The 26,942-nt window shown below is 71.5% G+C and carries 16 protein-coding genes and 1 pseudogene; 8 read left to right on the forward strand and 9 right to left on the reverse strand.

Annotation, left to right across the window (positions count from 1 at the left end):
- Positions 1 to 180: 180 nt before the first annotated feature.
- Complete coding sequence (locus AB0G15_RS15920; RefSeq protein WP_362839732.1) at positions 181 to 1,419, forward strand: MFS transporter; 1,239 nt, start codon at positions 181 to 183, stop codon at positions 1,417 to 1,419.
- Positions 1,420 to 1,545: 126 nt separating this feature from the next.
- Here the strand turns inward: AB0G15_RS15920 and AB0G15_RS15925 are convergent.
- Positions 1,546 to 2,061 (reverse strand): annotated as a pseudogene (locus AB0G15_RS15925) (WYL domain-containing protein); the annotation flags it as partial.
- Positions 2,062 to 2,155: 94 nt separating this feature from the next.
- On the opposite strand from AB0G15_RS15925, the gene AB0G15_RS15930 reads away from it, so the two are divergent.
- From AB0G15_RS15930 to AB0G15_RS15940, 3 genes are all read left to right on the forward strand, one after another.
- Entirely contained in the window at positions 2,156 to 2,797 is a 642-nt protein-coding gene (locus AB0G15_RS15930; protein WP_362839735.1) for a class I SAM-dependent methyltransferase, read from the forward strand.
- A gap of 136 nt (positions 2,798 to 2,933) precedes the next feature.
- Positions 2,934 to 5,741 carry a CDP-glycerol glycerophosphotransferase family protein gene (locus AB0G15_RS15935; protein WP_362839738.1) on the forward strand — a complete coding sequence of 936 codons (2,808 nt, stop codon included), beginning with the start codon at positions 2,934 to 2,936 and terminating at the stop codon, positions 5,739 to 5,741.
- 50 nt (positions 5,742 to 5,791) lie between these two features.
- Complete coding sequence (locus AB0G15_RS15940) at positions 5,792 to 6,910, forward strand: glycosyltransferase (protein ID WP_362839741.1); 1,119 nt, start codon at positions 5,792 to 5,794, stop codon at positions 6,908 to 6,910.
- Positions 6,911 to 7,043: 133 nt separating this feature from the next.
- Here AB0G15_RS15940 and AB0G15_RS15945 read toward each other — a convergent pair whose 3' ends face one another.
- The 4 genes from AB0G15_RS15945 to AB0G15_RS15960 all read right to left on the reverse strand — a co-directional run bounded on the left by AB0G15_RS15945 (position 7,044) and on the right by AB0G15_RS15960 (position 13,807).
- Positions 7,044 to 8,087 (reverse strand): sulfotransferase, encoded by a 1,044-nt coding sequence (locus AB0G15_RS15945; protein WP_362839744.1) that lies wholly within the window; start codon positions 8,085 to 8,087, stop codon positions 7,044 to 7,046.
- Position 8,088: 1 nt separating this feature from the next.
- Positions 8,089 to 9,099, reverse strand: a complete 1,011-nt coding sequence (locus AB0G15_RS15950; RefSeq protein WP_362678619.1) for a sulfotransferase — start codon at positions 9,097 to 9,099, stop codon at positions 8,089 to 8,091.
- Positions 9,100 to 9,124: 25 nt separating this feature from the next.
- Positions 9,125 to 10,126, reverse strand: coding sequence for a CDP-alcohol phosphatidyltransferase family protein (locus AB0G15_RS15955; protein ID WP_362839747.1), 1,002 nt, complete (start codon positions 10,124 to 10,126; stop codon positions 9,125 to 9,127).
- Between the two features lie 192 nt (positions 10,127 to 10,318).
- Positions 10,319 to 13,807: a bifunctional glycosyltransferase family 2 protein/CDP-glycerol:glycerophosphate glycerophosphotransferase gene (locus tag AB0G15_RS15960; protein ID WP_362839750.1), complete on the reverse strand. Its 3,489-nt coding sequence runs from the start codon at positions 13,805 to 13,807 to the stop codon at positions 10,319 to 10,321.
- 491 nt (positions 13,808 to 14,298) lie between these two features.
- On the opposite strand from AB0G15_RS15960, the gene AB0G15_RS15965 reads away from it, so the two are divergent.
- The 3 genes from AB0G15_RS15965 (at position 14,299) to AB0G15_RS15975 (ending at position 20,118) form a co-directional block, all read left to right on the forward strand.
- The gene (locus tag AB0G15_RS15965) at positions 14,299 to 15,912 is read left to right on the forward strand and encodes an NAD(P)/FAD-dependent oxidoreductase (protein ID WP_362839754.1); all 1,614 of its coding nucleotides are present in this window, start codon (positions 14,299 to 14,301) and stop codon (positions 15,910 to 15,912) included.
- A 121-nt stretch (positions 15,913 to 16,033) separates the two neighbouring features.
- Positions 16,034 to 18,934: a bifunctional glycosyltransferase family 2 protein/CDP-glycerol:glycerophosphate glycerophosphotransferase gene (locus AB0G15_RS15970; RefSeq protein WP_362839757.1), complete on the forward strand. Its 2,901-nt coding sequence runs from the start codon at positions 16,034 to 16,036 to the stop codon at positions 18,932 to 18,934.
- 56 nt (positions 18,935 to 18,990) lie between these two features.
- On the forward strand, positions 18,991 to 20,118 hold the full coding sequence (locus tag AB0G15_RS15975; protein ID WP_362839760.1) for a glycosyltransferase: 1,128 nt from the start codon (positions 18,991 to 18,993) through the stop codon (positions 20,116 to 20,118).
- 181 nt (positions 20,119 to 20,299) lie between these two features.
- Here AB0G15_RS15975 and AB0G15_RS15980 read toward each other — a convergent pair whose 3' ends face one another.
- Positions 20,300 to 21,859: a hypothetical protein gene (locus AB0G15_RS15980; RefSeq protein ID WP_362839763.1), complete on the reverse strand. Its 1,560-nt coding sequence runs from the start codon at positions 21,857 to 21,859 to the stop codon at positions 20,300 to 20,302.
- A gap of 273 nt (positions 21,860 to 22,132) precedes the next feature.
- On the opposite strand from AB0G15_RS15980, the gene AB0G15_RS15985 reads away from it, so the two are divergent.
- Entirely contained in the window at positions 22,133 to 22,987 is an 855-nt protein-coding gene (locus AB0G15_RS15985) for a polysaccharide deacetylase family protein (RefSeq protein ID WP_362839765.1), read from the forward strand.
- On the opposite strand, the gene AB0G15_RS15990 is transcribed toward AB0G15_RS15985, so the two are convergent.
- The 3 genes from AB0G15_RS15990 to AB0G15_RS16000 all read right to left on the reverse strand — a co-directional run bounded on the left by AB0G15_RS15990 (position 22,957) and on the right by AB0G15_RS16000 (position 26,904).
- Positions 22,957 to 24,213, reverse strand: a complete 1,257-nt coding sequence (locus AB0G15_RS15990; RefSeq protein ID WP_362839769.1) for an acyltransferase — start codon at positions 24,211 to 24,213, stop codon at positions 22,957 to 22,959. The genes AB0G15_RS15985 and AB0G15_RS15990 overlap by 31 nt on opposite strands.
- A 206-nt stretch (positions 24,214 to 24,419) precedes the next feature.
- On the reverse strand, positions 24,420 to 25,970 hold the full coding sequence (gene guaA / locus AB0G15_RS15995; RefSeq protein ID WP_362839772.1) for a glutamine-hydrolyzing GMP synthase: 1,551 nt from the start codon (positions 25,968 to 25,970) through the stop codon (positions 24,420 to 24,422).
- Between the two features lie 49 nt (positions 25,971 to 26,019).
- Positions 26,020 to 26,904 (reverse strand): SDR family NAD(P)-dependent oxidoreductase, encoded by an 885-nt coding sequence (locus AB0G15_RS16000; protein WP_362839775.1) that lies wholly within the window; start codon positions 26,902 to 26,904, stop codon positions 26,020 to 26,022.
- Between the last annotated feature and the right edge of the window lie 38 nt (positions 26,905 to 26,942).

Genomic DNA, 26,942 nt, shown 5'->3' on the forward strand with positions numbered 1-26,942 from the left:
CGTCCGCCCGCGCGACCGGCGCCGGTTCCCCGCCCGAAAGAACATTCTGTCGACCGCCGAAAAGCGATTAGGCTCTGAAGTCGATCACGCTCACCGTGGATCTGATCTCTTGGCCGGTCGGCGGCGAATTCCACGGAAGCGCCGCCGGCCCCCGTGTGTGACGATGTCGCGGAGGTCGCAATGAACACCGACGGCAAGGACGGAACCTTCCGCCAGGCCTTCGCCGTAACCGAGTTCCGGGCGCTGTGGGCGGCCATAGCAATCGTGCGGACCGGAACCCAGCTGGGGCGGGTGGCTCTGGCGGTGCTCGCCTACGAGCGCACCGGTTCGCCCGCCGTCACCGCGCTCGTCTACGCACTCACCTTGCTTCCGGCGCTGATCGGCGGGCCGCTGCTGGGCGGCCTGGCCGACCGCTACCCGCGCCGGCGGCTGATCATCGTCTGCGGGCTGACCCGAGCCGTGCTGATCGCGCTGGTCGCCGTCCCGGCGATCCCGCTCCCGGTGCTGTGCGCGCTGCTCTTCGTCTCTCAGCTGCTCGAGTCGCCCACCGTGGCCGCCCAGATGGCGATGACCCCCGACATCCTTCCCCGCGAGGTCTACCAGGCCGGTATCGCGATTCAGCACCTCACCGCGCAGACCGTCGCGCTGGCCGGGTTCGCGGTCGGGGGCGTGCTGGTGGCGACGGTGGGAACGACCTGGTCGCTCGCCCTCAACGCGGCGGCCTTCGCGCTGGCCGCGCTGATCGTGTCCCGGGGCGTCCACGCGCGACCCGCCGCCCGGGTGCGCGACGCCGACGACCCGGTACGGCGGGACGGGCCGATGGCCGGGCTGCGCCTGCTCGCCGGCGATCGCCGGCTACGGAGCCTGCTGGCGCTCGCCGCCCTGGCCGGTTTCCACGTCGTTCCCGAGGGGCTGGCCGCGCCCTACGCCGCCGGGCTCCAGCAGGACACCGCGATGGTGGGCCTGCTCATGGCCGCCATTCCGGTGGGCAACGTGCTCGGTGTCTTCCTCTTCACCCGGTTCGTGCCCGCCGCGACCCGGTTGCGGCTGCTCGGGCCGCTCGCGCTCGCCACGAGCCTCCCCCTGCTGGCGTCGGCGTTCATCCCCGGCGTCGCCGCGGCGCTGTCGTCGTGGTTCCTGATAGGGATGCTGAGCGCCTACCAGGTCACCGCGAACGCGGAGTTCGCCAGGATCACCCCTACCGAGCGGCGTGGCCAGGTGCTGGGCATCGCGTCGTCGTTGCTGGTGGCGTCGCAGGGGCTGGGCATCATCGTGGGCGGCCTGCTCGCCACCCACCTGGGAGTGATGGGAGCCCTCGGCGTCGCGGGGGCGGCCGGACTGGTGGTCGGCGTACCGGCCGCCCTCGGCTGGCAGCGGGCCCGCACCCGTCCGGAGGTCCTCTCCCCACCGTCCGCGTGACGGCCGGCGGCGACGCCGGCCGCTCGGGACGAGGGTGGTGGTGTCATGAGGTCGAGGTCGGCGAACCGCCGCGCCGGGCGGGCGGTCCGGATCGCGTCGGCGACGGCCCGCAGAGGGCGACGGCTCTCAGGGTGACGCTCCGTAGCGGGTGGCGATCGCGGCGGCGCGGTCGTGCAGGGAGTCGCGCAGCCACTGCGGGGCCAGGGCCTCGGCGTTCGTGGTGAGCTGCCACAGCGCCCATTCGGCGTGTCTCGGGTCCTGGAAGGTCACCTCCAGCCGCAGCCGGCCGTCCGGGTCGGCCTCCTCGGCGTGGACGGCCAGTGCGGTGCCCACCAGCTCCTCCCGCCGCGCCGGGTCCACCCGTACCAGCACGCTGACCAGGTCGCCGCCGGCCCGGAAGCGCGTGCCGCGTTCCTGCCAGACCCGGTCCAGATCGACCCGGTCCGGTCGCTGCGCGGGTTCGGCGAGCTTCTCTGCGGCCAGGACCCGCGACAGCCGGTAGGTGCGGTCCGCGCCGGACCTCGTGGCCAGCAGGTAGCCCCGGTCGCGTACGGTGACCAGGCCGATCGGGCCCACCGTACGCCACTTCGGGGCCTGGTCCGCGGCCGCGTAGTGGATGCGCAGCCTGTGTCCGGCGAACACCGGACGCGCTCGACGAGGCCGCTCCCGCCCGAGCGTCCGGGGCGGAACTCGCTAAACCGCCGAGCCTTCCGGACGGGCTTCACCTCCGGCCCGGATGCACTGGGCCCAAGATCCCGAGCACGGCCCCGGCGCGGAGATTCTTGGAGATCTCCTCACGGCCTCCGTCGTCGAACTCGGTTGCGGGCCGGGGCACCACCTGGCTCATGTCGCGTCCAGTGGCGCGACCGGTGTCGGTGTGGACATCGCCGCCGCTCAGATCGAACGCGCCCGTGCCTCGTACGGGCACCTGCCCAGTGCCACTTTTGTCCTCAAGGACGCCGCGGCTTTTCTCACCGGCACCGGCGACACCTTCGACATCTGCTGCTCCGTCTTCGGAGCCATTGGGCTTACCCCTCTCGACATCCTGCTCCCCGCGATCGCCGTCGCGCTGCGCCCCGGCGGCCTTCTGGCGTTCAGCGTTCCGTTGAGTTGGGCCGACCCGCCATCACCACGAGCCATCCCAATGGATACCTGTGGAAACGTGACCCGGTCGCCGACTGGCCGGGCAGCGCAACGGCGGCCTGGATCGACGACGATTTCACGGCGGCGGATCACAGATGGGCAGCGGATCGAACCGCCTCGGGGACTCCCACGCTCCTCGTCCAGCCCCAATCCGCGATCGGGCTCCTGTCTGGACATCTGGAGACGGTCCGCGCATGGGTGTGCGCCCTCGGCTCATCAGGGCGCGAAGGAATGACGCTTCAGGAACCCGTGTGAGAGCGACGGAGTACAAGCAACCCCAGATCTCTTGAAGCCCCACACAATCCCAAAAACAGTGTCATCAGTGCACAAGTGGGACAACTGCCTACTTTTTCTCGGGAATACCTCGGATCGTGATCAATATCCCGGAATGCAGCGTTGTGGTCATCACCTACAACGATGCCGGGCGGCTGGCCAGGGCCGTGCGGTCCGCGCTCCGGCAGTCCCTGCGCAACATCGAGGTGATCATCGCGGACGACGCGAGCACCGACGGCACGGGAAAGGTGGCCAGGGAGTTGCAGCGCAGGGACGCGAGGGTCCGCTACCTGCGCGGGGAGGTCAACAGCGGCGGCTGCGGGGTGCCGCGCAACAGGGGGGTGGCGGCGGCGCGGGCGCCGTACGTGATGTTCCTGGACAGCGACGACGAGCTGACGAGACACGCCTGCAAGAGCATGCTGCTGGAGATCGAGCGGACCGGAGCGGACTTCGTCACCGGGCAGATCACGAGGCTGTACGAGCAGACGGGGAAGACCGCGCGCTACTACCCCGCGCTGTTCACCAGGCGCAGGACGGTGGAGGGCATCGCCCGGGAACCGGAGATGTTCCTCGACTCCTTCAGCACCAACAAGCTCTACCGGGCCGAGTTGCTGCGGAGGGTGCCGTTCCGCGAGGACATGCACTACGAGGACCACGTCTTCAGCACCGCCCTGTACTGCGCGGCGCGGCGGTTCGCCGTGGTCCCCTGGGTGGTCTACCTCTGGCACCGGGCCTCGGCGGAGGGCGACGAGCGGCTGTCGATCTCGCTGTGCCTGACGGAGATGGCCAACGTCCGCTCCAGGATCAGGGCGGCCCGGCTGAGCGACGACATCCTGCGGGACAGCGGCCTCGGCGGCCTCGGCGACCTGGTGCACGAGCGGCAGCGCCGCTTCATCCGCCAGGACCTGCGGGTCTACCTCAACCCGTTGCCCTCGCGCGACCCGGCGTGGATCGAGGAGTTCGTCTCGGTGATCCACCCCTACCTCGCGGAGCTCGACCCGGTGGTGTTCGAGAAGGTCGACCCGCTCATGCGGGTCTGCTGCAGTTTCATCCTCGACGGCAGGCCCGACGAGCTCCTGGTGGCCGCCCGGTCGCTGAACGGGCCGAAGGCCCCGCCGCGCGTCGCCGTCCGGGAGGGCGGGCGCACCTACTGGGGCACCGTCGCCGACGAGAGACGGGAGATCACCTCGCTCCGGATGGCCGAGCTCCCCTACAGCGCCTCCCGGCTGCGCCACGAGGCGGTCGTCACCGGGCAGGGCCCGCTGATCAGGCTGGCGATCACGACGTACGACCCGTTCGGGGTGCTCGCCGCCACGCCCGGCTGGACCGCGTTCCTGCGGTTCAGGAACCATCGGGTACGGCTCGACCCGCGCCCGCGGGAGGGCGACGGCGGGTACACGAGTGAGGCGACGATCGACCTCGCCGCGATCCGCCACGGCCGCCTGGGCTTCGAGGGCCGCTACGACCCGGTGATCGAGATCGTCAACCCCGACGGGCGGGTCACCTCCGACCGCCTGCTCGTCGACCCGTGCACCGCGCCGTTCGGCACGACCGTCCTGTGGCACGAGGTCGTCGTCAAGGCGGAGGGGTCCGCCGCGTTCCTGCGGGTGCTCTGGCGCCGCCAGGGGATGCTGCGGCAGCTGCCCCGGCTCAAGCGGGCCGCCACCCGCCTGCTGCGGAAGGTGGGCGGGCCCGAGGTGAAGCTCCGCGTCTACAAGGGGCTGATCTCGGTGCTGCCGCCGCGCGCGGACCTGGCCCTGTTCGAGTCCGACGTCGGCGCCGGGTACACCGGGAACCCGCGGTACATCTACGAGGAGCTCAGGCGGCGCGACACGCCGCTGAAGGTGGTGTGGTCGGTCGCCGAACCCCAGGGAAACCTTCCCCCCGAGGTCACGCCGGTGCGGCGGATGAGCTGGCGCCACATCTGGACCATGGCCAGGGCGGGCTACTGGGTCGACAGCCACGGCATGCCGCTGGCCTACCCGAAACCGCCGGGCACCCGCTACCTGCAGACCTGGCACGGCCAGGGCATCAAGTCGGTCGGCTTCGACGCGCCCGACCTGCGCGCCGACTTCGACGGGCCGAGGGCGACCTGGCGGGCCGCGGTGGAGCGCTGGGACGCGCTGGTCTCGCCCAGCGCCGAGTTCGAGCGGGTCTTCGTCCCCTCCAACGGCTACCGGGGGCGGCTGCTGCGGCACGGCTCGCCCCGCTGCGACGTGCTCGTGCACGGCGACCGGGAGGCGGCCGGGCGGGCGAGGGAGGCACTGGAGATCCCGCACTGGTCCAGGGTGCTGCTGTACGCCCCCACCTACCGCGACCGGGCCAAGGGGTCCGGGCAGTCGGTCAGGGCCGACCTGGCCTCGATGGCCGAGGCCCTGTCCGGCGACTGGACGGTGGTCCTGCGGACCCACCCTGTCGAGCGGTTCGAGGTGCCCGAGCACCTGCGCCACTTCGTCCGGCACGCGGGATCGTACCCCGAGGTCAACGACCTGATCCTGCTCTCGGACGCGCTGCTGACCGACTACTCGTCGCTGATGTGCGACTACGCGGTCACCGGACGGCCCATGCTGTTCCTGATCGACGACTGGGACGAGTACCGCAGGGTGGAACGCGGCGTCTACCACGACCTGCCCTCGATCGCCCCCGGCCCCTGCCTGACCACGACCGAGGAGCTGATCGAGGCGCTGCGCGACCTCGAAGGCACGACGGCGGCGTTCGCCTCCAGGTACATCGCGTTCCGCAGGACGTGGTGCGCCGACGAGAAGGGCCACGCCGCGGCGAAGGTGGTGGACGCCTTCTTCGAACCCTCCCGTGCCCGGGCCTCCCGGCCCGCCGGCGTGCGGGAACGCGCCCCGGCCAGGGCGCGGCAGCTGAGCCGCCTGCCGCTGCTGGGACGGCCGCGGTGAGCGGCGGGCTTACGGGGGGCGGGCGTACCGGGGCGGTGGTGTTCGCATGCATGGACGCCGACACCCTGGGCGGCGTCCAGCGGGTCACCCACACCATGGCGCAGGGCCTGGCCGAGCGGGGCCGCGAGGTACACGTGATCGGGCTGCACCGGGCGGAGAAGCCGTTCCGTTACGTGGAAAGGCCGCGCTACACCAGCCATGTGATCCACCGCGCTCCGGTGGGAAGGCTCTCGCGGCTGGGCAGGCGCCGCGAGCGGCGGGCGCTGGGCAGGCTGCTGCGGGAGGTGGGGCCGGGGTTCGCGGTGCTCGCCTCGCCCGGCGTGGTCGCCCGGATCGGGAACCTGCTGCCCGATGGGCTGCTGCCGATCGGGCAGTACCACGGCTCGTACGAGCACGCGCGGGGATCCTGGCACCTCGGCTCGGTCCGCGGCCACTACGCCGCCCTGGAGAAGGCGGTGTTCCTCAGCGAGGAGGACGCGTGGCTGTTCTCCGAGCACGCGCTGCTGCCCAACACCTGGTCCATCCCGAACCCGCTGCCCGCCTGGCCGGCGCGGACCGCGGACCTGACCGCCCGCCGGGTGCTCGGGGTCGGCAGGCTGGAGGGCGTGAAGCGGTTCGACCGGCTGATCTCGGCCTTCGCGGAGGCGTGCGGCCGGCCGGGTCCCGGAGGTTCCGGAGTTCACCCGGAACTCGTGGAGACCCGTCGCGCGGCGGGTGAGGACTGGGAGCTGCACCTGATCGGCGAGGGGGTCGAGCGGGGGCGGCTCCTGTCGCACGCGGCGGCGTGCGAGGTGAGCGACCGGGTGGTGTTCCGCGGCGCGGTGCCCGCGGCCCGGATGGGGGACGAGTACCTGGGCGGGTCGGTGCTGGCGCTGTCCAGCGAGCACGAGGGGCTGCCCCTGGTGGTCGGCGAGGCGGCGTCCTACGGGGTGCCCTCGGTGGCGTTCGACGTGTCGGGCGGGCTCAGGTCACTCGTCCTGGACGGGCGGACCGGGGTGCTGGTGCCCCCGGCCGACGTGACCGCGCTCGCCGCCGCGCTGGCCGGGCTGATGGCCTCGGCCGAGGAGCGGAGGCGGCTGGGAGCCGCCGCCCGCGCGCACGTCGAGGCGTTCCGCCCGGACCGCGTCCTGGACCGGTGGGAGGCGTTGTTCGAGCAGGTCACCCGCTGAGCGGCACGGGCTCGTGCTCAGCGGGTCACCCGCCGGTCCCCACCGGCTCGCCACGAGCAGGTCGGACCGGCCGGGCCGATCACCCGCCGGTCCCCACAGGCTCGCCACGAGCAGGTCGGACCGGCCGGGCCGGTCACCCGCTGACCGCGACGGGTTCGTTGCGCGGCAGCGGCACTCCCGCCATCACGATCTGGGCGGAGGTGAGCCGGGCCCCCAGCGGGTTCGGCTCGCGGAGCCGGATCAGCCGGTCGAACGCGACCCGCTTGACGCGGGCCAGCTTCCGCTTGGCCGCGGTCCGCTCGTAGGAGACCATCCGCGAGGTCTCGACCTTCGGCGCGCCGGTGAGCTCGTACCCGTACGTCTCCAGCCGGTCTCCGAGCACGCTCTCGCACAGCGAGACCTCGCCGGGGTCGAGCCGGTCGCGCCACGAGCCGGTCCGCACGGTGGTCACCTCGCCGAAGGTGCGCGCGTGCCAGGTCTTGCGCGCGGGTACGGCGATGTCGGCCATCGCGCCCGGGTCGCACATGGCGGGGTCGAAGTCCTCGCCGAGGAACTCGCACAGCCTGCGCAGGTGGGCCTCGGGCTCCGCGGTCAGGTCCTCGTAGCGCAGCTCGTGGTAGCTGCCCTCGGGGAGCTTCGGCGCGCCGTGCCGGGCGAAGTCGATCGCCTCGGCCCAGGCGGACACCGCGCTGTAGACGCTCCCGTTGTACCAGGGCATCTCCTTCAGCGACGCCACGCAGTCGCGGCCGTCCCTGATCAGGTGCACGAACTGGGCGTCGGGGAACAACCTCAGCAGCACGTCGGTGTACTGGAAGTACGAGGGCCGCTTGTCGCCCCAGCGCGGCTTGCCGTGCCTGGCCGCGTACGCGCGCAGCACGATGCCCAGCGCGGAGCCGAGCGTCGGCGGCCCGTCGACGATCTGCTCCAGCACGTCGTCGCGGTCCAGGTCCAGCTCGTGGAAGCGCGTCTGGCGCCGGTCGACCACCCACTCGCCGAGCTCGCGCCGGCGTTCGGCGGCGTTGAGGTCGCCGAACTGGAGCCGCCGCTGGTAGGTGGAGACCATGAATCGGGTCTCCGGCGGGATGGCGACACGCGGGTGGGCGTGCAGCATCAGCTGCAGCATCGTCGTCCCCGAACGGGGACAGCCCAGGATGAAGATCGGGCGATCGGAGGTCATGTCAGACCTTCGCAAGCTCGCCGAGCTGCCGGCTGGTGAGCCTCGCGGCCACCGGGCTCGGCTCGCGGAACCGGTTGACGCGGTCGCGGAACTCCTTGCGCCTGCGCGCCCATCGCCGCTTGGACGCCGCCTTCTCGCACGCCTGGACGTGGGCCTTGCTCGCCTTGGGCGCGCCGCTCAGCTCGTAACCGTTGGCGGTGAGCCGGTCGGCCAGCACGGTCTCGCACACCGAGATCTCCCAGGGCTCCAGCCTGGCCTTCCACGAGCCCGCCCGCGCGGTCGTGACGTCGCCGTGGGTGTTGCTGTGCCAGACCTTGTGCTGCGGGATCGCCACCCTGGCGACGTGGTACGGCTCGGTCATCGCCGGGTCGTAGTCTTCGCCGAGGAAGTCGCAGAGCTTGCTCAGCTCGGTCTCCGGGTAGGCCGTCAGGTCCTCGTAGCGCAGCTCGTAGTAGCTGTCGGCGGGAAGCCTCTTGGCGTGCCGGCGGCCGTAGTCGATCGCCTCGCTCCAATTGACCGCCGCGTGGAAGACGTCCTTGGTGTACCAGGGCATCTCCTTCAGCGACGCCACGCAGTCGCGGCCGTCCCTGATCAGGTGCACGAACTGGGCGTCGGGGAACAGCCTCATCAGCAGGTCCACGTGGTGGTAGTAACTGGGCCGCTTGTCACCCCAGCGGCTCTTGCCGTACTGCTCGGCGTACGAGCGGAAGGTGATTCCCATCGCCGACCCCAGCGTGGGCGGCCCCGCGACGATGTCGTCGATCAGCCTGTCCCCGTCGAGCTTGAGCTCCTTGAACTTGGTGTCCTTGTCGCTCACGATCCACCGGCCGACCCTGCGCCGGTTGCGCTCCTCGCGCAGGTCCCCGAAGGAGAACCTGCGGTAGTAGCCGGGCACCACGAACCGTGTCTCCGGAGGCACCGCGATACGCGGGTGCGAGTGCAGCATCAGCTGCAACATCGTGGTGCCGGAACGCGGACAACCGATCACGAAGATCGGACGGTCGGACTGCATGACAACGAACCCCCGTAAAGCTTGGTCAAACAGATACGCGTGGCGCCTTCTGCACGAGCGGCATGACGGGCACCACCCGGGCGAAGAGCCACATTCGATAGATCAGGACGACCTCGTTCAGCAGGAGCAGCACACCCGCCGCGACCGAGAGGGGCACCAGTGCGACCGGCCCGATCAGCGGGGCGACCACGAACACCGCGGCGTGGAACTCGATACCGCTGATCAGGTGGGTCCGTACCCGGTGACGGGCCAGCAGGCGGCCGAACCTGCGGGGCAGTTTCGGCCGCCTGCCCCCCCGGCCCCCCGGCCGCCCGGCCCGTTTCCCGTCCCGGGCCTCGTCCGGGTTCCCGTCCCGGTCCTCGAACCCGGCGACGCGCATCGGCTCGCGCGGCGTGATGACCTCGACGGGCCTGACGTGTCCCGCATGTCCTGCGTGTCCCGCGTGTCCCGCGTGGACGGTGTGCCCGGCGGCCACCGTCGCCTCCCCGGGCCTGGGGTGTCCCACGGTCACCACGGACTCGACGGGCGTCAGGCGCCCGAGCCGGTTCTCCTTGACCACCTCGCGCACGCGCTTCATCTGCGGCGCGTTCACGTAGCGGAACAGGTCGAGCACGGCCACCCCGGCGCCGAGCAGGATGTAGGAGACGTCCCCCGTCGCCACGTACTGTCCGGACGCCAGGCCGGCGGCGCAGCACACCACCCTGATCCGGTCTCCCACGTAGTCGAGCCAGAGCCCGAACGCGGTCCCCGTCCCCTTGAGCCGGGCGATCTTCCCGTCCATGCAGTCGACCATGAAGCTCACGTAGAACAGCAGGGCCCCCGCGACCAGCCGTCCGGACGCGAAGCAGATCGCCGAGCACATCCCGAGGATCAGGGAGAAGCGGGTGAGCCCGTTGGGGGTGACGGACGTGTGGTTGGCGACGAGCAGGGTGAGCCTGCACGCCACCGGGTCGACCAGGAAAACGGTCCACCAGGAGTCTTTTCGTTTCCGGGTCGCGTGAACGTCGTCCAACGAATAGGCCCTCATGCGTTCCAGCATGGCCACGAGGAGTCTCCTCTCATCTACGCTCTGTAACTACTAGAAGATCTCCATGCCACTTCTTGACCGACCCGCGCCACAGCGATCGGGGGCTTTGAGGACGCGAAAGGCGGCGGAGGGCTTCCCCGGCCTTTCGGCCTGGCGGGGCGGGCGGTCACCTCGCCCTCACGGGGCGGGCGGTCAACGGAAGATCCGGTCCACGGCCCTGGCCGACGCGCCGCCGTCCTCCAGCGGGCAGAACCTGGCGGTGAAGGCGTCGTACAGCTTCCGGTACTTGGCGTGCACCTCGTCGGCGTCCCGTACGGCGGCCGCGACCTCCTCGGTCGTGCGCAGCAGCGGCCCGGGGGCCTCGGCCTCGAAGTCGAAGTAGAAGCCGCGCACCTCGTCGCGGTAGCGCTCCAGGTCGTAGGTGTAGAACAGCATCGGCTTGCCGGTCACCGCGAAGTCGAACATCGCCGACGAGTAGTCCGTGATCAGCATGTCCGCCACCAGGTACAGCTCCTGGATGTCCGGGTACGCCGAGACGTCGAGGACGAAGTCCGTGCCGACCCTGGGCAGCCTGTCCGTGACGCTCGGATGCTTGCGGATCATGAGCACATGGTCCTCACCCAGTTCCTCGTCCAGGTGCCGCAGGTCCAGCCGCAGGTCCAGCCGGTAGCGCCCCTTGCTGTAGAACTTGTCGTCGCGCCAGGTCGGGGCGTACAGGACGACCTTCCTGCCCTCGGGCAGGCCGAGCCGCTCCCGGATCTCCCGGGTCCGCGTGGCGGCTCCGGCGCGGCGCAGCAGGTCGTCGCGGGGAGAGCCGATCTCCAGGACCTCCCCCTCGAACCGCAGGGCGCCGTCCAGGACCGAGGTGCACCAGGGACTCGGCGAGATCAGGTGGCTCCACCTGGCGACGGCCCTGGCCAGCCGCTCGTGGTGGTCGGACCGGGTGAACGGCACCTTCTCGACGTCGAAGCCGATGCGCTTCAGCGGGGTCCCGCGCCAGGTCTGCAGCACCGTCTGGCCCTCCCTGCGCTCGAACCAGGAGGGCAGGTGGCTGTTGGTGACGATGTACTGGCATCGGGCCAGGGCGTCGAAGAACTCCCGTCCGTACCGCCGGACCGGCGTCACCCCCTCGGGCAGCTCCACCTGCCCGTCCCTGACGATCCACATGAACTCCAGGTCGGTCCCCCGCCGCACGAGCTCCTCGTAGATCGCCTTCGGGCTGTCGGAGAACTGCCTGCCGCCGTAGCTGTCGAAGAGGACGGCGGGCCGCAGCGGCTCCCGGCACCTCGCGGGGTAGAAGTCCTCGCGCAGCAGCCGCTGCTGCTTCGGCCTGCCCGAGGCGCGCAGGTCGTCGCTCACGGTGAAGACGGCCTCGTCCATCAGGTCGGTGTCGAAGATGAAGGTGCGGGTGGCGGAGATGTGCTCCAACGGCGCGGACAGCCGGAACTCCACCCGCATGTCGCCGGTGCCGGTACGGATCGCGAAGCCGTGCGTGCCCGCCGGCAGCGGCAGCCGGCCGCCGAGCGTGTCGCTCCCCTCGGGCGTCACCGTGGCGATGCCGCCCTCGAGCGGGAAGAGCCGTTCGCTGAGCCGGTTGCGCGAGGTGACGACCAGCCACGCCGGGCCGTCGATCGGGCGCATCGGGGCCCCGGTCACCTTGAGGTGGCCCAGGTCGGTCCACTCCACCCGCTCGACGTAGAACGTCGGCCGCTGCTCGCGCAGCACGAGCCCGCCCGCCTGCGACCGGTCCAGCACCACGTCGCGGCCGCGGAGCCGGTAGAGGCCGCGCTCCACGTCGCGGCCGACGAGCAGCGGCCGGGCCTGACCCCGGCTCTCCGCGCGCCCCGGGTTCTCCGAGGGTTCCGGACGCTCCGGGTCCTCCGGGAGGACCTCGAAGTGCCATTCGGCGCCCGGGTTGAGCGCGCTCATCTCCAGGCCGGCCGGGTCGAGGCCCGGCCAGCGCTCGGACAGCACCTCGTCGAGGTCGATCACCGTCTCGAAGGCGCCGTCCGTCACGGTCATCGGGTAGCGCCGGTCGCGGCCGCCCTGCGGCCGGGTCAGCCGCAGCACCGGCGCGGCGCCGAGGTCGTCGTCACAGCGCCCGCTGATCCGCAGCCTGCCCTCGGCCACCCGGTGGCCGGTGACCCGCCCGCCCGGTCGCTCCACCCGGAGCCTGAACTCCTCGGCGGGCGTCCACTCCGTCCACGCCACGGTCCCCGACTCGCGCTCGGTGAACTCCAGCCGCCGCGCGGCCGGGCTCGGCTGGGACAGCCTGCCCCTGCGCAGCAGGCCCCGGGACAGCACGCACAGGTCGATCCGCCAGGTCGAACCGGCCGGAAGCGCGGCCGGGTCGACGACCAGCCGGAACCCGCACCAGTCCTTGCGCCTGCGCGGCCCGGTGTCGACCAGCGACAGGCCGCGCCGGATCGTGACCGGCAACCGGACCCTGCGGCCGTGGCCCTCGGAGCCCTCGAAGCCCTCGGGGACCAGCCAGGCGAGGACGTGCTGCTGGATCCGCCTGCGGGGGCGCAGGTAGCGCAGCGAGACCCGGCCCTCGACGACCAGCTTGTCGTCCTTCCAGTCCAGGCTGTCCACCCGCTGCCGCAGGTCCAGTTCCTCGCGCATCCGCGTGATCGGCCGCTCGACCTGCACGGGGCTGTTGAGGTGGTACCCGCGCAGGCCGCCGCCGACGACGCGGGCGGTCGGCTTGACCGTCCTGTCCCACTCCAGCAGCTGGACGAGGTCGTCCACCCGGCGCTCCCGTACGAGAGCCCACTTCGCCCGGCGCTGCGCGGGGATGAGCGAGAGGACCTTCGGCCCCGCCTGGTCGAGGTAGGCGCACGCCAGGTCGAGGAAACGGTCGCGGAACTCCTCCCCCGCCTGGTCCAGCACCTGCAGGAAGTTCGGCAGGTCGCTGTCGAGGACCATCCGGTCCCACGCCTTCAGGTGCTGGGCCCGCCCGGTTCCGGCGAGGAAGCTCCGCACCGAGTTGACGGCGGCGAACCGGTCCTCGATCCCCTTGACGTGCCCCCGGTTCTGCGTGATCGAGACGCTCTCCCCCTCACGCTCCCGCCACAGGTAGACCGGGGTGGACAGCACGTCCACCGCCCCGGCCGTGAAGTGGGCGGGCAGGGAGACGGCGATGTCCTCCCACAGGACACCCTCGGGAAAGCTCAGCCCCTGCTCGTCCCAGAAGGAGCGGCGCCACAGCTTGTTCGTGACCAGCCGGTCCTTGAGCAGGATCTCGTCACCGGTCACGTGGGTCCGCCTGGCGGAGCGGGCGAAGATCACCTTGTGCATCGCCGACTGGCGTACCCCCTGCCCGCTGAAGCGCAGGACGTTGCCCGTGACGAAATCGGACCCGCTCTCCCGCAGGCTGCACACCATCGTCTCGACGGCCGTCAGCGGGAGCATGTCGTCGCTGTCCAAGAAGGCGAGGAACTCACCGGTGGCGTGCCTTATCCCGGTGTTGCGCGCGGTGCCGAGGCCCCCGTTCTCCTGCCGGATCAACCGGAAGCGGTCGTCACGCTCGGCGAAGGCCCCGGCGATCTCCGCACTTGAGTCGGGAGAGCCGTCGTCCACCATGACGACCTCGATGTCACTCCAGGTCTGCGCGACCAACGACTCCAGACACGCCTCAAGGTACGGTTCCACGTCGTAGATGGGCACGATGATGCTCACTGGGGCCACGATCGGTCCTCCGGTAGTCGAAAGCTCACAGTCCGGTCCATCGGCGTGAACGCCGGACACGGCACACAGGTGAAGATCCACTCATCGTGGAAGACGTCACGGGCGCGCGGCGGAGGGCCCAGCGGTCGCCGGAAAGCGGCGGAAGGAGCCCGTGTGCCCGTCGACACAACCTGGCGGCCATGAGCGCGACGTAGACGTCACGTCAGCAGCATGGTCTTCGCGACAGGCCGGGCGAACCCAAAACATGACCGCGATGGAGTGAGCTGACCGAGACTTGACCATCTCCCGTGCATCTCCCGCGGGCGGCCCGCCCGTGACGCGGCAACGCCTTCCCCAAGCCCAGGTCAAGGCTGGGAATGCACACGTCCTAGTAAGACGTGATGACCCCTCGGTCCCCCCTGGCCGTCCGACACGATCGTGTGACCGAGACGGGCGAGATCGCGGGAAACGGCATTCGCGGGGGGAAGCGCATGGATTCAACAGTGGTTGTGGGAGCGGGGCCCGCCGGGCTCACCGCGGCCTACGAGCTGGCCCGGCGAGGACACCCCTGCGAGGTCTTCGAGGCCGACCGCGTGGTCGGCGGGATCAGCCGGACGGAGGAACGCGACGGCTGGCGCTTCGACATCGGCGGGCACCGCTTCTTCACGAAGGTGTCGCGGGTGGAGGACTTCTGGAACGAGATCCTCGGCGAGGACGACTTCCTGCTCCGCCCGAGAATGAGCCGCATCCACTACAAGGGCCGTTTCTACGACTACCCGCTCAAGGCGTCCAACGCCTTGCTCAACCTCGGTGTCCTCGAATCCCTGCGGTGCGTCGGCTCCTACGCCTGGGCCCGGGTCAGGCCGCCCGCCGACCAGTCGACCTTCGAGGGCTGGGTCGCGGCCAGGTTCGGCCGGCGACTCTACGGGATCTTCTTCAAGACCTACACCGAGAAGGTGTGGGGCGTTCCCGCCGCGAGCATCCAGGCCGACTGGGCCGCGCAGCGGATCAGGAACCTCTCCCTGGGCAGGGCCATCGCCGACGCGCTGACCCCCGGCAGGAACCGCAAGGAGGTCACGAGCCTCATCGAGGAGTTCCGCTACCCCAAGCTGGGGCCGGGCATGATGTGGGAGGCCTGCGCCGACCGGGTCCGCGAGCGGGGTTCCACCGTGCACCTCGGCACCCGGGTCGAGCGCATCCGCCGCCACCGGGGCCGCCTGGCCGTCACCGTCCGCCAGGACGACGGCGGTGCGACCCTCCACGACGACGGCACCGGCGCCGTCCGCTCCGCCGGTGACACCGGCACCGTTCACCCGGACACCGTTCACCCGGACGGCGGGAGCGCCGTCCGCGAGGCGCGCGAAAGCGCCACCCGCGAGGTACGTGGGAGCGCCGTCCGCGAGGTGTACTGCGACGACCTCATCTCCTCGATGCCGCTCAACGCCCTGATCCGCGCGTTCGGGCCGGACGTGCCCGACGCCGTCGCCGAGGCCGCCGCGGGACTGAGATACCGTGACTTCCTCACCGTCGCGCTGGTCGTCCCCGAGCGGTTCTCCTTCCCCGACAACTGGGTCTACATCCACTCCCCCGAGGTCCGGCTCGGCCGGGTGCAGAACTACGGCTCCTGGTCGCCGTACCTGGTGCAGGCCGGGCGGACCTGTCTCGGCCTGGAGTACTTCGTCAACGAGGGCGACGACCTGTGGCGCGCCCCGGACGACGACCTCGTCGCGTTCGGCACCCGGGAGCTGGAGCAGCTGGGCCTGGTGACCCCCGGCTCGGTCCAGCGGGGATACGTGGTGCGGATGCCGAAGGCCTACCCGGTCTACGACGCCGGTTACGCCGGCAACGTCGAGGTGCTCAGGAAGTATCTCGACGTGGAGTGGCCGGAGATCCACCCGGTCGGCCGCAACGGCATGCACCGGTACAACAACCAGGACCACTCCATGCTCACCGCGATGCTGACCGTGGAGAACATCGTCGACGGAGCCCGGCACGACGTCTGGGACGTCAACGTCGACGCGGAGTACCACGAGGAGCGCGCGGACCGGAAGCGGGCCGCGAGCGGCACCGGCCGTGACGCCCCCGTCCTCCTCCCGGACGCGCCCGCCTCGGCCTGACGCCCCCTCTCCCACACCGACCAACACCAGCGATCCCATGACGCCTTGCCTGGCTCGCGCCCACCGGGCCTGAGCCACCGCAGGTCAAGGCTCTCCTCCCAGCCGCCTTGGAGTTGCGCGCATGACAACACAGCGATACACGGCCCCGGACGTCAGCGTCATCGTCATCACCTACAACGACGCGGCCCGGTTACCCCGGGCCGTGCGCTCCGTGCTCAGCCAGACGCTCAAGAACCTCGAAGTGATCATCGTGGACGACTGTTCCGGCGACGACACCCCCGCGGTGGCCAAGGCGCTCACCGAGGAGGACGGCCGGGTCCGCTACGTACGGCTGCCCGCCAACAGCGGCGGCTGCGGCGCGCCGCGCAACGCGGGCATGGACGCCTCGCGCTCGCCCTTCCTGATGTTCCTCGACAGCGACGACGAGCTGCCCAGGCACGCCTGCAAGAGCCTCCTGCTGGAGGCGGAGGCGACCGGTGCCGACTTCGTCATGGGCACCGTGGAGCGCGTCGACGAGGCGACCGGCGCCGTCACCCTCTGGTACCCCCAGCTGTTCGCGGAACGGCGGGTCGTGGACGGCATCCGCGCGGAGCCCGAACTGCTCTTCAACTGCCTGGCGACCAACAAGCTGTACCGGCGGACCTTCCTCGACGTCACCGGCATCCGCTTCCCCGAGGACATCCACCACGAGGACATCGTCTGGTCGACGGAGCTGTTCTGCCGCAGCAAGCTGTTCGCCATCGTGCCGTGGCCGGTCTACCGCTGGCTGCTCGCCGCCACGCCCGCCACCAGGTCGATCTCGTCCCGGCGGCACGAGCTGGAGAACGTGCGCCAGCGCGTCGCCGCCGCCGTCCTGAGCGACCGCGTCCTCGCGAACACCCACTCCCTCGACCTCAAGGAGGACAAGGACTTCCGCTTCCTCTCCCACGACCTCCGCCTCTACCTGGGCGACCTGCCCCAGCGCGACCCGGCGTGGATCTCCGAGTTCGCCGACATCGTCATCCCGTACGTGGACACGCTCGACCCCGCCGCGATCGAGCGGCTGACGCGGGCGGAGCGGGTGTGCGTCCAGCTCGTCCGCGAGCGGCGCGGAGCGGAGGCGGCGCTCGCCGCCGTCGAGCTGGGGGGCAGGCACTCGGTCCCGCCCCGGGCGGTCACCGCGGACGGCGAGCGGGTGTTCTGGGGGGCGACGCTCCCCGGAGGCGAGCAGGGGCGGAGCGAGCTGGACGTCACCGAGCTGCACCTGGCGGAGCAGCCGCTGTCCGGCGCGCTGCTCCGGCACGAGCTCGTCGACCTGCAGGCGTCGAGGGACCAGATCCGGTTGCGCCTGCGGACCTACGACCCGGGCCGGGTGCTCGACGGCCGGACGCTGACCGCGTGGCTCCGCATCGGCGGCAGGAAGAGGGCGATCACCTCGATCCCCGTCCAGATGGCACCCGTCGTGATCGAGGCGCCGGGCGAACCGGAGGAACGGGCCCCGAAGGGCCTGGAAGGACAGTGGGACCCGGAGGAGCCGGAGAGACCGAGAATCCCGCGGATGCCGGGAGCCGCCCCCGAGGGGACGGGCATCCTGGAGGGGACGGTGACGATCTCCCTGCCCGACCTGGACTGGCCGGACAACGCCGTCAGGCCGCAGGCGGTCACGATCTCGCTCCACGAGGGCGAGCGGCGGAACCTCAGGCCCCTCCTCGCGATCCCGGGGCTGTCGTTCACCTCCGTGGGCACTGTGGGCCCGGCGGGCCCGGCGGGCTCGGGCCGCCTGGTCCTCGAGGCCTCGGCCGACATCCCGTTCCGCCTCACGGCGCGCAGGCTCGGCCCCGCGTCCGGGCGGCGTCTCCCGAACGTGGCGGACCTCTGGCGGAACCTGCTTGCCGACCTCGCCACCCCCCGCAACCTGGGCCGCTTCTACCGGCTGGTCAGCGCGACGGTGCCGGTGAACCGCCGCCTGGTGCTGTTCGAGTCGGCCGAGGGCACCGGCTACACCGGCAACCCGCGCTACGTCCACGAGGAGCTGCAGCGGCGCGCCACGGGCCTGCGGGCGGTCTGGTCCCACGCGGACGTCCCCGAACGCTTCCCCGAGGACGTCGACCTCGTCCGGCGCGACACCTTCCGCTACGCCTGGACCCTGGCGCGCGCCGGGCACTGGGTGGACAGCCACAACCTCCCCTACTGCTACCGCAAGCGCAAGAGCACCCGCTACCTGCAGACCTGGCACGGTCAGGTGCTCAAGAAGATGGGGCTGGACGAGCCCCGGCACCGGGCGCAGCCGTCCCTGGCCAGGAAGTACGCCGAGGCGGTGGCGCGCTGGGACATGCTGCTCACGCCGGGCCCCGACTTCCGCCGCGACTTCGCGGAGGCCAGCGGGTTCAGGGGCGAGCTGCTGCATGCCGGCTACCCGCGTACCGACGTGCTGGTACGGCACATGGAACCGGCGCAGCGCGAGCGGGCGCGGCGGGTCAGGGAGTTCTTCGAGATCCCCGCGGGAAAGCGGGTGATCCTCTACGCGCCCACCTACCGCGACAGCAGGCGCTTCAGCGGCGAGTCGATCAGGCTCGACCTGCCGGCCCTCGCCGGCGTGCTGCCCCCGGAATGGGTGATCCTCGTCCGCGCCCACCAGTACGACCGTTTCGCGGTGCCCGACCCGCTCGGCTGGCTCGTCCGGGACGCCTCGGCGTTCCCCGAGGTCAACGACCTGATGCTCGCCTCGGACGTGCTCGTGACGGACTACTCCTCGATCATGTTCGACTACGCCTGCCTCGGCAGGCCGATCCTCTACTACGTCGACGACTACGAGCGCTACGCCTCCACCCAGCGGGGGGTCTGCTTCGACCTGGCCGAGGTCGCCCCCGGGCCGCTGCTGCGCGACCCCGGAGAGCTGGCCGGGGCACTGGACGGGCTCGCCGAGATCACCGAGCGGTACGGGCGGCGCTACGCGGAGTTCCGCGACCGCTGGTGCGGCCTCGACGACGGGCAGGCGAGCGGCAGGGTCGTGGACGCGTTCTTCCCGGAGGTCACGCGGTGAGATCGCTTCTTCCCGAAGGTCACACAGTGGGATCGCTTCTTCCCGGAGGTCACGCGGTGAGATCGCGCAACGTCTTCTTCCTCAGCACCGACGGCGACTCGATGGGCGGGTCCCAGCGGGTCATCCACACCCTCGCCCAGGGCCTCGGCTCGCGCGGGCACAAGGTCACCCTGATCAGCATCAACCCCTCCCGGCAGCCGCAGACCTACGTCGCCGACCCCGTCTACCGGCACACCACGCTGTACGACACGCCCGCCCCCGAGGCCACCGCCCGCTCGCTGCCGTGGCGCAGGGGCAGGCAGCGCAGGACCCCCGAGGAGGTCGCCGCCGCCCGGCGGAAGCTGCTGCGGCTGACGGACCGGACCCGCGACGGCTACCTGGTCATCGCCTCGCCCTGGGCCGCCCACTGGATCGCCGACCTGCCCATGCCGCACCTCGCCAAGGTCGGCCAGTACCACCAGTCGTACGCCGAGGCGGTGGACTCCCCGAACCTCAGGCTGATCAAGAAGCACTACGCGCACCTCGACAAGGCGCTGTTCCTCTGCGACGACTACGCCGCGTCCTTCACCGGACACCGGCTCGCCAACTGCGGGACCATGCTGAACCCGGTCAGCGTCTTCCCCGAGCGGGCGGCCCCGCTGCGCAACCCGCGGATCGTCTCGGCGGGCCGGCTGGTCAGGGTGAAGCGGATCGACCTGCTGATCGACGCCTTCGCCGCCGCGGCCCCGGCCGTCGCCGAGCCGTGGGAGCTGCACATCATCGGCGACGGGCCGCTCCGGGCGGTCCTGGAGGCGCAGGCCGCGCAGACGGGGCTCGGCGACCGGATCGTCTTCCGCGGGCAGGTCGAGAACGTCGAGGCCGAGTACCTGGACGCCTCCATCGTCACCCTGAGCAGCGACTTCGAGGGGTGGGGGCTGGTCCTCGCCGAGGGCGCGGCCTGCGGCCTGCCCGCCGTGGCCTGCGACGCCTCGGCGGGGGTGAGGACCCTGGTCAAGGACGGGGACAACGGCATGCTCACCGAGCCGGGCAACACCGGGAGCTTCGCCGCCGCGCTGGAGCGCCTCATGTCCGACGCCGAGCTGCGCCGGAGGATGGGGACCAGGGGCAGGGAACGGATGAGGGAGTACCGGCTGCCCAGCGTCCTGGACCGGTGGGAGGCCTTGTTCGACGAGCTCGACCGCTGACGGGCGGGCCGCCCGGCGGGCCGGTGGGACCGAGGCCGGACCCAGGCCGGTGGGACCGAGGCCGGACCCGGGCCGGTGGGACCGAGGCCGGACCGGGGCGGGCCGGCGGGACCGGCGAGGGGCTTCCTGGAGGCCGCGGAAGCCCCGGGGCGCCGCCGGAACGGCTCCGGAGAGGCCCCGCTCATCGACGGGGTACCAGGGCCCCCGCCTCCCGCAGGAGCAGCGGGACGAACAGGACCCCGACGATGATCGGTGACACCATGAACCGGAAGTCCGGCGCGGTGTTGGTGAGGATCACCCCGATCTGCTGCCCCGCGACCACGGCCGCCCCGGCGAGCGCCGCCCGGCTCCCCGTCCGCCACCACACGAGCGCGGCGGCGGCGTAGGCGAGGTAACACCAGAAGGGCGCCCGCCAGAGCAGCCATTCGAGCTGCCTGACCGTGCTCGCGTCCAGCGCGAACAGCCCGGCGGCCAGCAGCCCGGCGGAGATCGGCCGCTGCCGCATCGCCGAGGCCGCCGGGGTGCCCTGCCAGCCTTCGGGGAGCCGTGGATCCCTCAGCGAGAAGCGGTAGAGCTCACCGCCGGGTTCGTCCGACGTGGAAGCGACCTGCCAGGCGAGCGCGGCGCGGCAGACCCGGGTGCTCAGCATCATGCCGGGGGCGCGGACCAGCAGGTCCCGCCAGAGCTCCAGGACGTCGGAGATCCGCCGCTCGGCCCGCGCGTGGCCGAACCCGGGGTCGAAGAAGACGCCCGCCATGGTCTGGCAGGTCGCCCCCCGCCGCCAGGCGTCGAGCGGGGCGATCCCCGCCAAAAGCGCCCGCTGCTCGTGGTCGAAGAGCCGGGGTCTCTGGCCGTACGCCACGGCGAGGTCGCCGAACACCGTCTGGTAGGCGAACGAGCGGGACGGCGGCGCGATGCCCATCGCCGGGTAGCCGACGCCCAGCAGGAGCAGGGGCGCCGCCACCGCTCCGGCCGCCAGCGTCGCGACCCACCGGCGCGCCCCCGGGCGGCCGGACAGGAGTGCGACCAGCAGGACGGCGGCGATCGACGCCACGAGGAAGCCGTTGTTGCGGAAGAGCCCCAGCCCGAGCAGCTCCGCCCCGAGGGCGGCGAAACGCGAGTCCCAGGCCCACCCGCCGCGCCCGCCCCCGCCCCGCCTCCGAACCCCGTCTCGCGCCACGGACCCGGCCACGCCCCCCGCCCGGTCCTCGTCCCGCACAACGGACCCGGCCACGCCACGCGCACGGGACCGGGCACCGCCCCGGGCCGCGAGCCGCACGGCGGTGCCCGCGGCCAGTACCGCGCACACGGTGAACGGCACGTCCTTCCACATCGACACCGTGAAGGCGCCGAGCGGCGGCGACAGCACCGCGCACCCCACCGCCACGAGCAGCGGGCGCCCCCGTACCCCCAGCGACCGGATCGCGCCCGCGAGGTGGGCCAGCGCGGCGGCCATCGCCGCCGTCTGCAGGAGGGTGACCGGGGACAGGTCGCCGGTCACCCTCAGGGAGAGTCCGAGCAGGGCGTCGTAGGCGACCGACTGCCCGGCCACCCAGGGACCCGTCGTGACGTGCGCGACGTAGGTGACGGAGTCGGGACTCATCAGGCCCGGGTGGAAGGCGAGCCACCAGCCGAGCAGCGCGAGCTGGGCGGTCGCGTAACAGGCGAGGGTGAACCACCGGTCGCGGGCCGGCGCCCCGCCGGTCTCCCCCCGCTCCTCCTTGACCGGTTTCGGGCTCACCGTACTGATCATCATGGTTTTCCCAGCGTGCTCCGGCAGGGGGCCGATGCCCATCATCGGGCACGCCAGGGGCCGGCCCAGCCCGTTATACACACCCATGACCTGGGGAAACGTCAAGTTTGCGCGGAGCGCGGCACCACGTGCGGCACTGCGGCCCGATTACGGGAAAATACGCCTTTCACAGGACATCGTGACGCTTCAGCCCCGGGAGGCATCAGGCACCTCGATAGGATGCCCACTCGACCAATGTCGATTTGACCCGGAGCTCCCCTCATGAAGTCTCCTGTCCGAATGTTGCTGGCCGCGTCCTGCGCGCTGGCCATGATTGCCATCCCGACCACCGCGTGGAGTGCGGACCAGCCCAAAACGACGGCCACGACGGCGGGCAAGGCCAAGCCCGCTCCCAAGGCCACGCCCACGCCGAAGCCCGTGCCCGTGGACTGCGCGAAGGTGAAGTGCATCGCGCTCACCTTCGACGACGGCCCCGGCAAGTACGCGGACAAGCTGCTCGACACCTTCAAGAAGTACAAGTCCAAGGCGACGTTCTTCCTCGAGGGCCAGTACGTGAAGTCCCGTCCCGCGTTCGCCAAGCGGATGGTCACCGAGGGCCATGACATCGGTAACCACAGCTACAGCCACCCTCACCTGCGGGAACTGTCGGAAGACAAGATCCGCGAGGAGCTGACCAAGACCCAGGACATCGTCAAGAAGTCCACCGGGAAGTACCCGACGACGATCCGCCCGCCCTACGGCGAGTTCGACGAGCGGGTCGCGGCGATCGCCACCGACATGGGTATGCCGATCGTCCTGTGGAACGGCGGCTCGCGGGACTGGGCGACCAAGAACGAGAAGGCCATCTACGACGAGGTGCTCAAGAACGCCAAGCGTGACGGGGTCATCCTCATGCACGACTGGGTGCTGCAGACCGTCACGGTGATGCCGAAGCTGCTGGCCGCCCTGCAGAAGCAGGGATACCACGTGGTGGCGGTCTCCTCGCTGCGCGGCGCCAAGACCACCAAGGCCGGGGACGTCTACCCGGTCGGCTCCGAGAAGGACGAGGACCTGTCCTCCGATTCGCCCACCGGCGACCCGGACACCTACGCCCAGTCCCCCGAGGACGGCCTCTGAGCCGCAGCCTCACGGGAGGAAGCGGCTGGGGAGGCGCCCGGCCCGCGGGCCAGCCGCCTGCCCAGCCGCTGCATGGGAAGCTCGACGTAGCGGTGGGTGAGCAGGCTCAGGCCGAGCACCACCAGCACGAACGCTGCCGACAGTGACAGCTGCACCACCTGCCCCGCGTCCCGTACGTCGCCGACAACGGCGTGCATGAGCCGCAGCAGCGGGTGGTGCAGCAGGTAGATCGAGTAGCTGACCAGGCCCAGCCAGACGAGGAACCGGGGCAGCCGGCGCTCGCGCAGGGCCATCGCGACCGCGAACGTCACCCCGGCCAGCGCCATGGTCGCGAACCACGGCCCAGGTCGCACCCACCACCAGCCCGCCTGCTCCGACCAGACCGGGGCCAGTGCCACCAGCACGGTCGCCGCCGCCACCGGCCAGAGCCCGCCCGCGCCCTGCTCCCAGCGGCGGATCGCGGTCCCGGCGAACATCACCGCGAGGATCGCCGCCCCCAGCCACGGCACGAAGCCCGAGAAGATCAGCAGTACCAGCGCCATCGCGCCGAGGACGTACGCGGCGGCCTTCCGGAACCGGCCGCTGATCAGGCACGCCAGGCCCGCGAAGAACACCACGCCGGACACGTACGCGGGCCAGGGCCCCTGCAGCAGCGGTCCCGTCAGCAGCAGTCCCGCCACGACCGCGACGGCGCCGAAGCCCACCGCGTAGGTCCCGCTCGCGCGGTGCGCCCCGCCGACGAACAGCGCGGTGACGACCAGGTAGAAGACCATCTCGTAGGAGAGCGTCCACATGGTGTCGGCCAGGCCGCCCAGGTGCACCACGTCCAGCAGCATCGTGGCGTGCGCGGACACCGACGACAGATCCCTGGGCACCTGCTCGCGGACGGGCATCCAGATCGCCATGACCAGGACGGCCGCCGCGACCAGCAGGTAGATCGGGTAGAGCCGGAACACGCGGCTGATCCAGAAGGCCCTGACGTCGCCGCGCCTCTCCAGCGAGACCGGGATGATGTAGCCGCTGACCAGGAAGAACACCAGGACGCCGTACATCCCGAGGTTGAACCAGTACGGTCTCAGCGCGGGCATGAACCAGGGCAGCAGATGCTCCAGCAACACGGCGACCGCGCCGATGCCGCGCAGCGCGTCGAGCCACGCCAGGCGGGCGCCGGAGGTCGGAGGGGAGTCTGCGCCGCCGGGGGTGCCGATGGGGGTGGTGGAGGACACCCGCCCCAACTTACCGCCCGGCACCTCGCGAAACCGCGCCGTCGGCGCCAACCGGCCTGAGCGACCCGCCCCCGCGGATCACTTCTCGCGGATCACTTCCGCGGTTCGGCCCTCGCGGCTCACCCCCGTGGCGCACCCCCGGGCGGCCCGCTCTCCGGTCGCGACCTCCGGGACGCCCCCGCCCCCGCCGCGACCTCCCCGGGCGCCTACTCCCACTCGATGGTGCCCGGGGGCTTGCTGGTCACGTCGAGCACCACCCTGTTGACCTCGCGGACCTCGTTGGTGATGCGGGTGGAGATGCGGGCGAGCACGTCGTACGGGACGCGCGACCAGTCGGCGGTCATGGCGTCCTCGCTGGAGACCGGGCGCAGCACGACCGGGTGGCCGTAGGTGCGGCCGTCGCCCTGGACGCCCACCGAGCGGACGTCGGCGAGCAGGACGACCGGGCACTGCCAGATCTCCCGGTCGAGACCGGCGCGGGAGAGCTCCTCGCGGGCGATGGCGTCCGCCTCGCGGAGGATCTCCAGGCGCTCGCGGCTGACCGCGCCGACGATGCGGATGCCCAGCCCGGGGCCGGGGAACGGCTGGCGCCAGACCATGGCGGCGGGCAGGCCCAGCTCCTCACCGGCCCGGCGCACCTCGTCCTTGAACAGTGCTCGGAGCGGCTCCACCAGCGAGAACTGGAGATCGTCGGGGAGGCCGCCGACGTTGTGGTGGGACTTGATGTTGGCGGTGCCGGTGCCGCCGCCCGACTCGACCACGTCCGGGTAAAGGGTGCCCTGGACGAGGAAGTCGACGGGGCCGTCGGCGATGATGGCGCGCTGCTCGTCCTCGAAGACCCTGATGAACTCACGGCCGATGATCTTGCGCTTCTCCTCGGGGTCGGTGACCCCGTCGAGCGCCTTCAGGAAGCGCTCCTGGGCGTCGACCACGCGGAGCTTGACGCCGGTGACGGCCACGAAGTCGCGCTCGACCTGCTCGGCCTCGCCCTTGCGCAGCAGCCCGTGGTCGACGAAGACGCAGGTCAGCCGGTCACCGATGGCCCGCTGGACCATGGCGGCGGCCACCGCGGAGTCGACTCCCCCGGACAGGCCGCAGATGGCGCGGCCCTCGGGTCCGATCTGGGCGCGGATCGCCTCGACCGCGTCCTCGACGATGTTGAGCATCGTCCACGAGGGGCGGCAGCCCGCGGCGTCGAGGAAGTGCTTCAGCACGGCCTGGCCGTGGTCGGAGTGCAGGACCTCGGGGTGGAACTGGACGCCGTACAGGCCCCGCTCGGGGTGCTCGAAGGCGGCGACGGGCGTCTCGGCGGTCGCGGCGGTGACGGTGAAGCCCTCGGGGGCGGCGGAGACGCTGTCGCCGTGGGACATCCAGACCGACTGCGTGGCGGGCAGCCCCGCGAAGAGCACGCCCTGCTGCCCGACGTCGAGGTGGGTGCCGCCGTACTCGGCGGTGCCGGTCCTGGCCACCTCCCCGCCGAGCTCCTGGGCCATGATCTGGAATCCGTAGCAGATGCCGAAGGTCGGCACACCGGTCTGGAACAGGCCCGCGGGGGCGGCGGGGGCGCCCTCGGCGTACACCGACGAGGGACCGCCGGACAGGATGATCGCCTTGGGCTTCTTGGCCATCATCTCCTCGACCGGCATCGTCGAGGGGACGATCTCGGAGTAGACGTGGCATTCACGCACCCTTCGCGCGATCAGCTGCGCGTACTGCGCGCCGAAGTCGACGACCAGGACCGTGTCGAACTCAGACACCAAGACCCCCAAAAGGAACAGAGCGGTGGCCCCAGTCTATCGGCGCCCGTCAGCGCGCCTGGTCGTAGCCGGGAAACGAGGGCAGCGCGCCCGAGATCAGGGCCTCGGTCTGCTCGCGCAGGGCGTCCGCGTGGCCGGGGTGGGTGAGGACCAGGAAACGCTCCTCGCGGATGGCGGCCACCGCGGCGAGCGCCACCTCGGCCGGGTCGATGCCCCCCTCCACCAGGCCGTCGATGATCGCGGAGGAGGCCGCCTCGTCCTCGGTGCGCTCGGCGGCCACGTGGTTCTCCGGCCGGTGGCGGCTGGAGCGGTTGAGGCCGGTGCGCACCCCGCCGGGGCACAGCGCGCTCACCCGGAGCTTGGAGCCGGCCGTCGCGAGGTCCTGGGCGAGGGACTGCGAGGCGGCGAGCGCGGCGTACTTCGAGACCGTGTAGGGGCCGAGGTAGGGGACGGCGAACAGTCCCGCGGCGGAGACGGTGTTGAGGATGTGGCCCTCGGTGTCCTGGTCGATCATGCGGGGCACGAAGGCCCGGACCCCGTGGAGCACGCCCCACAGGTTCACCCCGAGCATCCAGGCGAAGTCCTCCGGCTCCCGCGTCCACATCCGGCCGCCCTGGAAGACCCCAGCGTTGTTGCACAGGACGTGGACCGCGCCCAGCTCGCCGAACGTACGGTCGGCGAGGTGATCCACGGCCACCGGGTCGGAGACGTCGGTGATCTCGGTGAGCACCTTGCCTCCGAGGATCCTGCCCTCCGCCGCGCTTCCCCTCGCCGCGCTCCCCTCCACCAGCGAGGCGGTCTCCGCGAGGTCCCCCGGATCGACGTCGGCGAGCATGAGGGACATCCCCTCCGCGGCGAGGCTCAGCGCGAGCGCCCTCCCGATCCCGCTGCCCGCCCCCGTGACGACCGCGACCTTGCCCGACAGTTCACGCATGGCGCTTCCTCCAGCATCGTGGTTCACGCATCGTGTTA

The organism is Streptosporangium sp. NPDC023825, assembly GCF_040639575.1.
In the GTDB taxonomy this organism is placed as follows: domain Bacteria; phylum Actinomycetota; class Actinomycetes; order Streptosporangiales; family Streptosporangiaceae; genus Streptosporangium.

What these genes read in the sequence shown, in the direction of transcription:
- AB0G15_RS15920 (WP_362839732.1), top strand. Translation starts at nt 181, where the DNA reads ATGAACACCGACGGCAAGGACGGAACCTTCCGCCAGGCCTTCGCCGTA.
- AB0G15_RS15930 (WP_362839735.1), top strand. Translation starts at nt 2,156, where the DNA reads ATGCACTGGGCCCAAGATCCCGAGCACGGCCCCGGCGCGGAGATTCTT.
- AB0G15_RS15940 (WP_362839741.1), top strand. Translation starts at nt 5,792, where the DNA reads ATGGACGCCGACACCCTGGGCGGCGTCCAGCGGGTCACCCACACCATG.
- AB0G15_RS15945 (WP_362839744.1), bottom strand. Translation starts at nt 8,087, where the DNA reads ATGACCTCCGATCGCCCGATCTTCATCCTGGGCTGTCCCCGTTCGGGG.
- AB0G15_RS15950 (WP_362678619.1), bottom strand. Translation starts at nt 9,099, where the DNA reads ATGCAGTCCGACCGTCCGATCTTCGTGATCGGTTGTCCGCGTTCCGGC.
- AB0G15_RS15955 (WP_362839747.1), bottom strand. Translation starts at nt 10,126, where the DNA reads ATGAGGGCCTATTCGTTGGACGACGTTCACGCGACCCGGAAACGAAAA.
- AB0G15_RS15970 (WP_362839757.1), top strand. Translation starts at nt 16,034, where the DNA reads ATGACAACACAGCGATACACGGCCCCGGACGTCAGCGTCATCGTCATC.
- AB0G15_RS15985 (WP_362839765.1), top strand. Translation starts at nt 22,133, where the DNA reads ATGAAGTCTCCTGTCCGAATGTTGCTGGCCGCGTCCTGCGCGCTGGCC.
- AB0G15_RS16000 (WP_362839775.1), bottom strand. Translation starts at nt 26,904, where the DNA reads ATGCGTGAACTGTCGGGCAAGGTCGCGGTCGTCACGGGGGCGGGCAGC.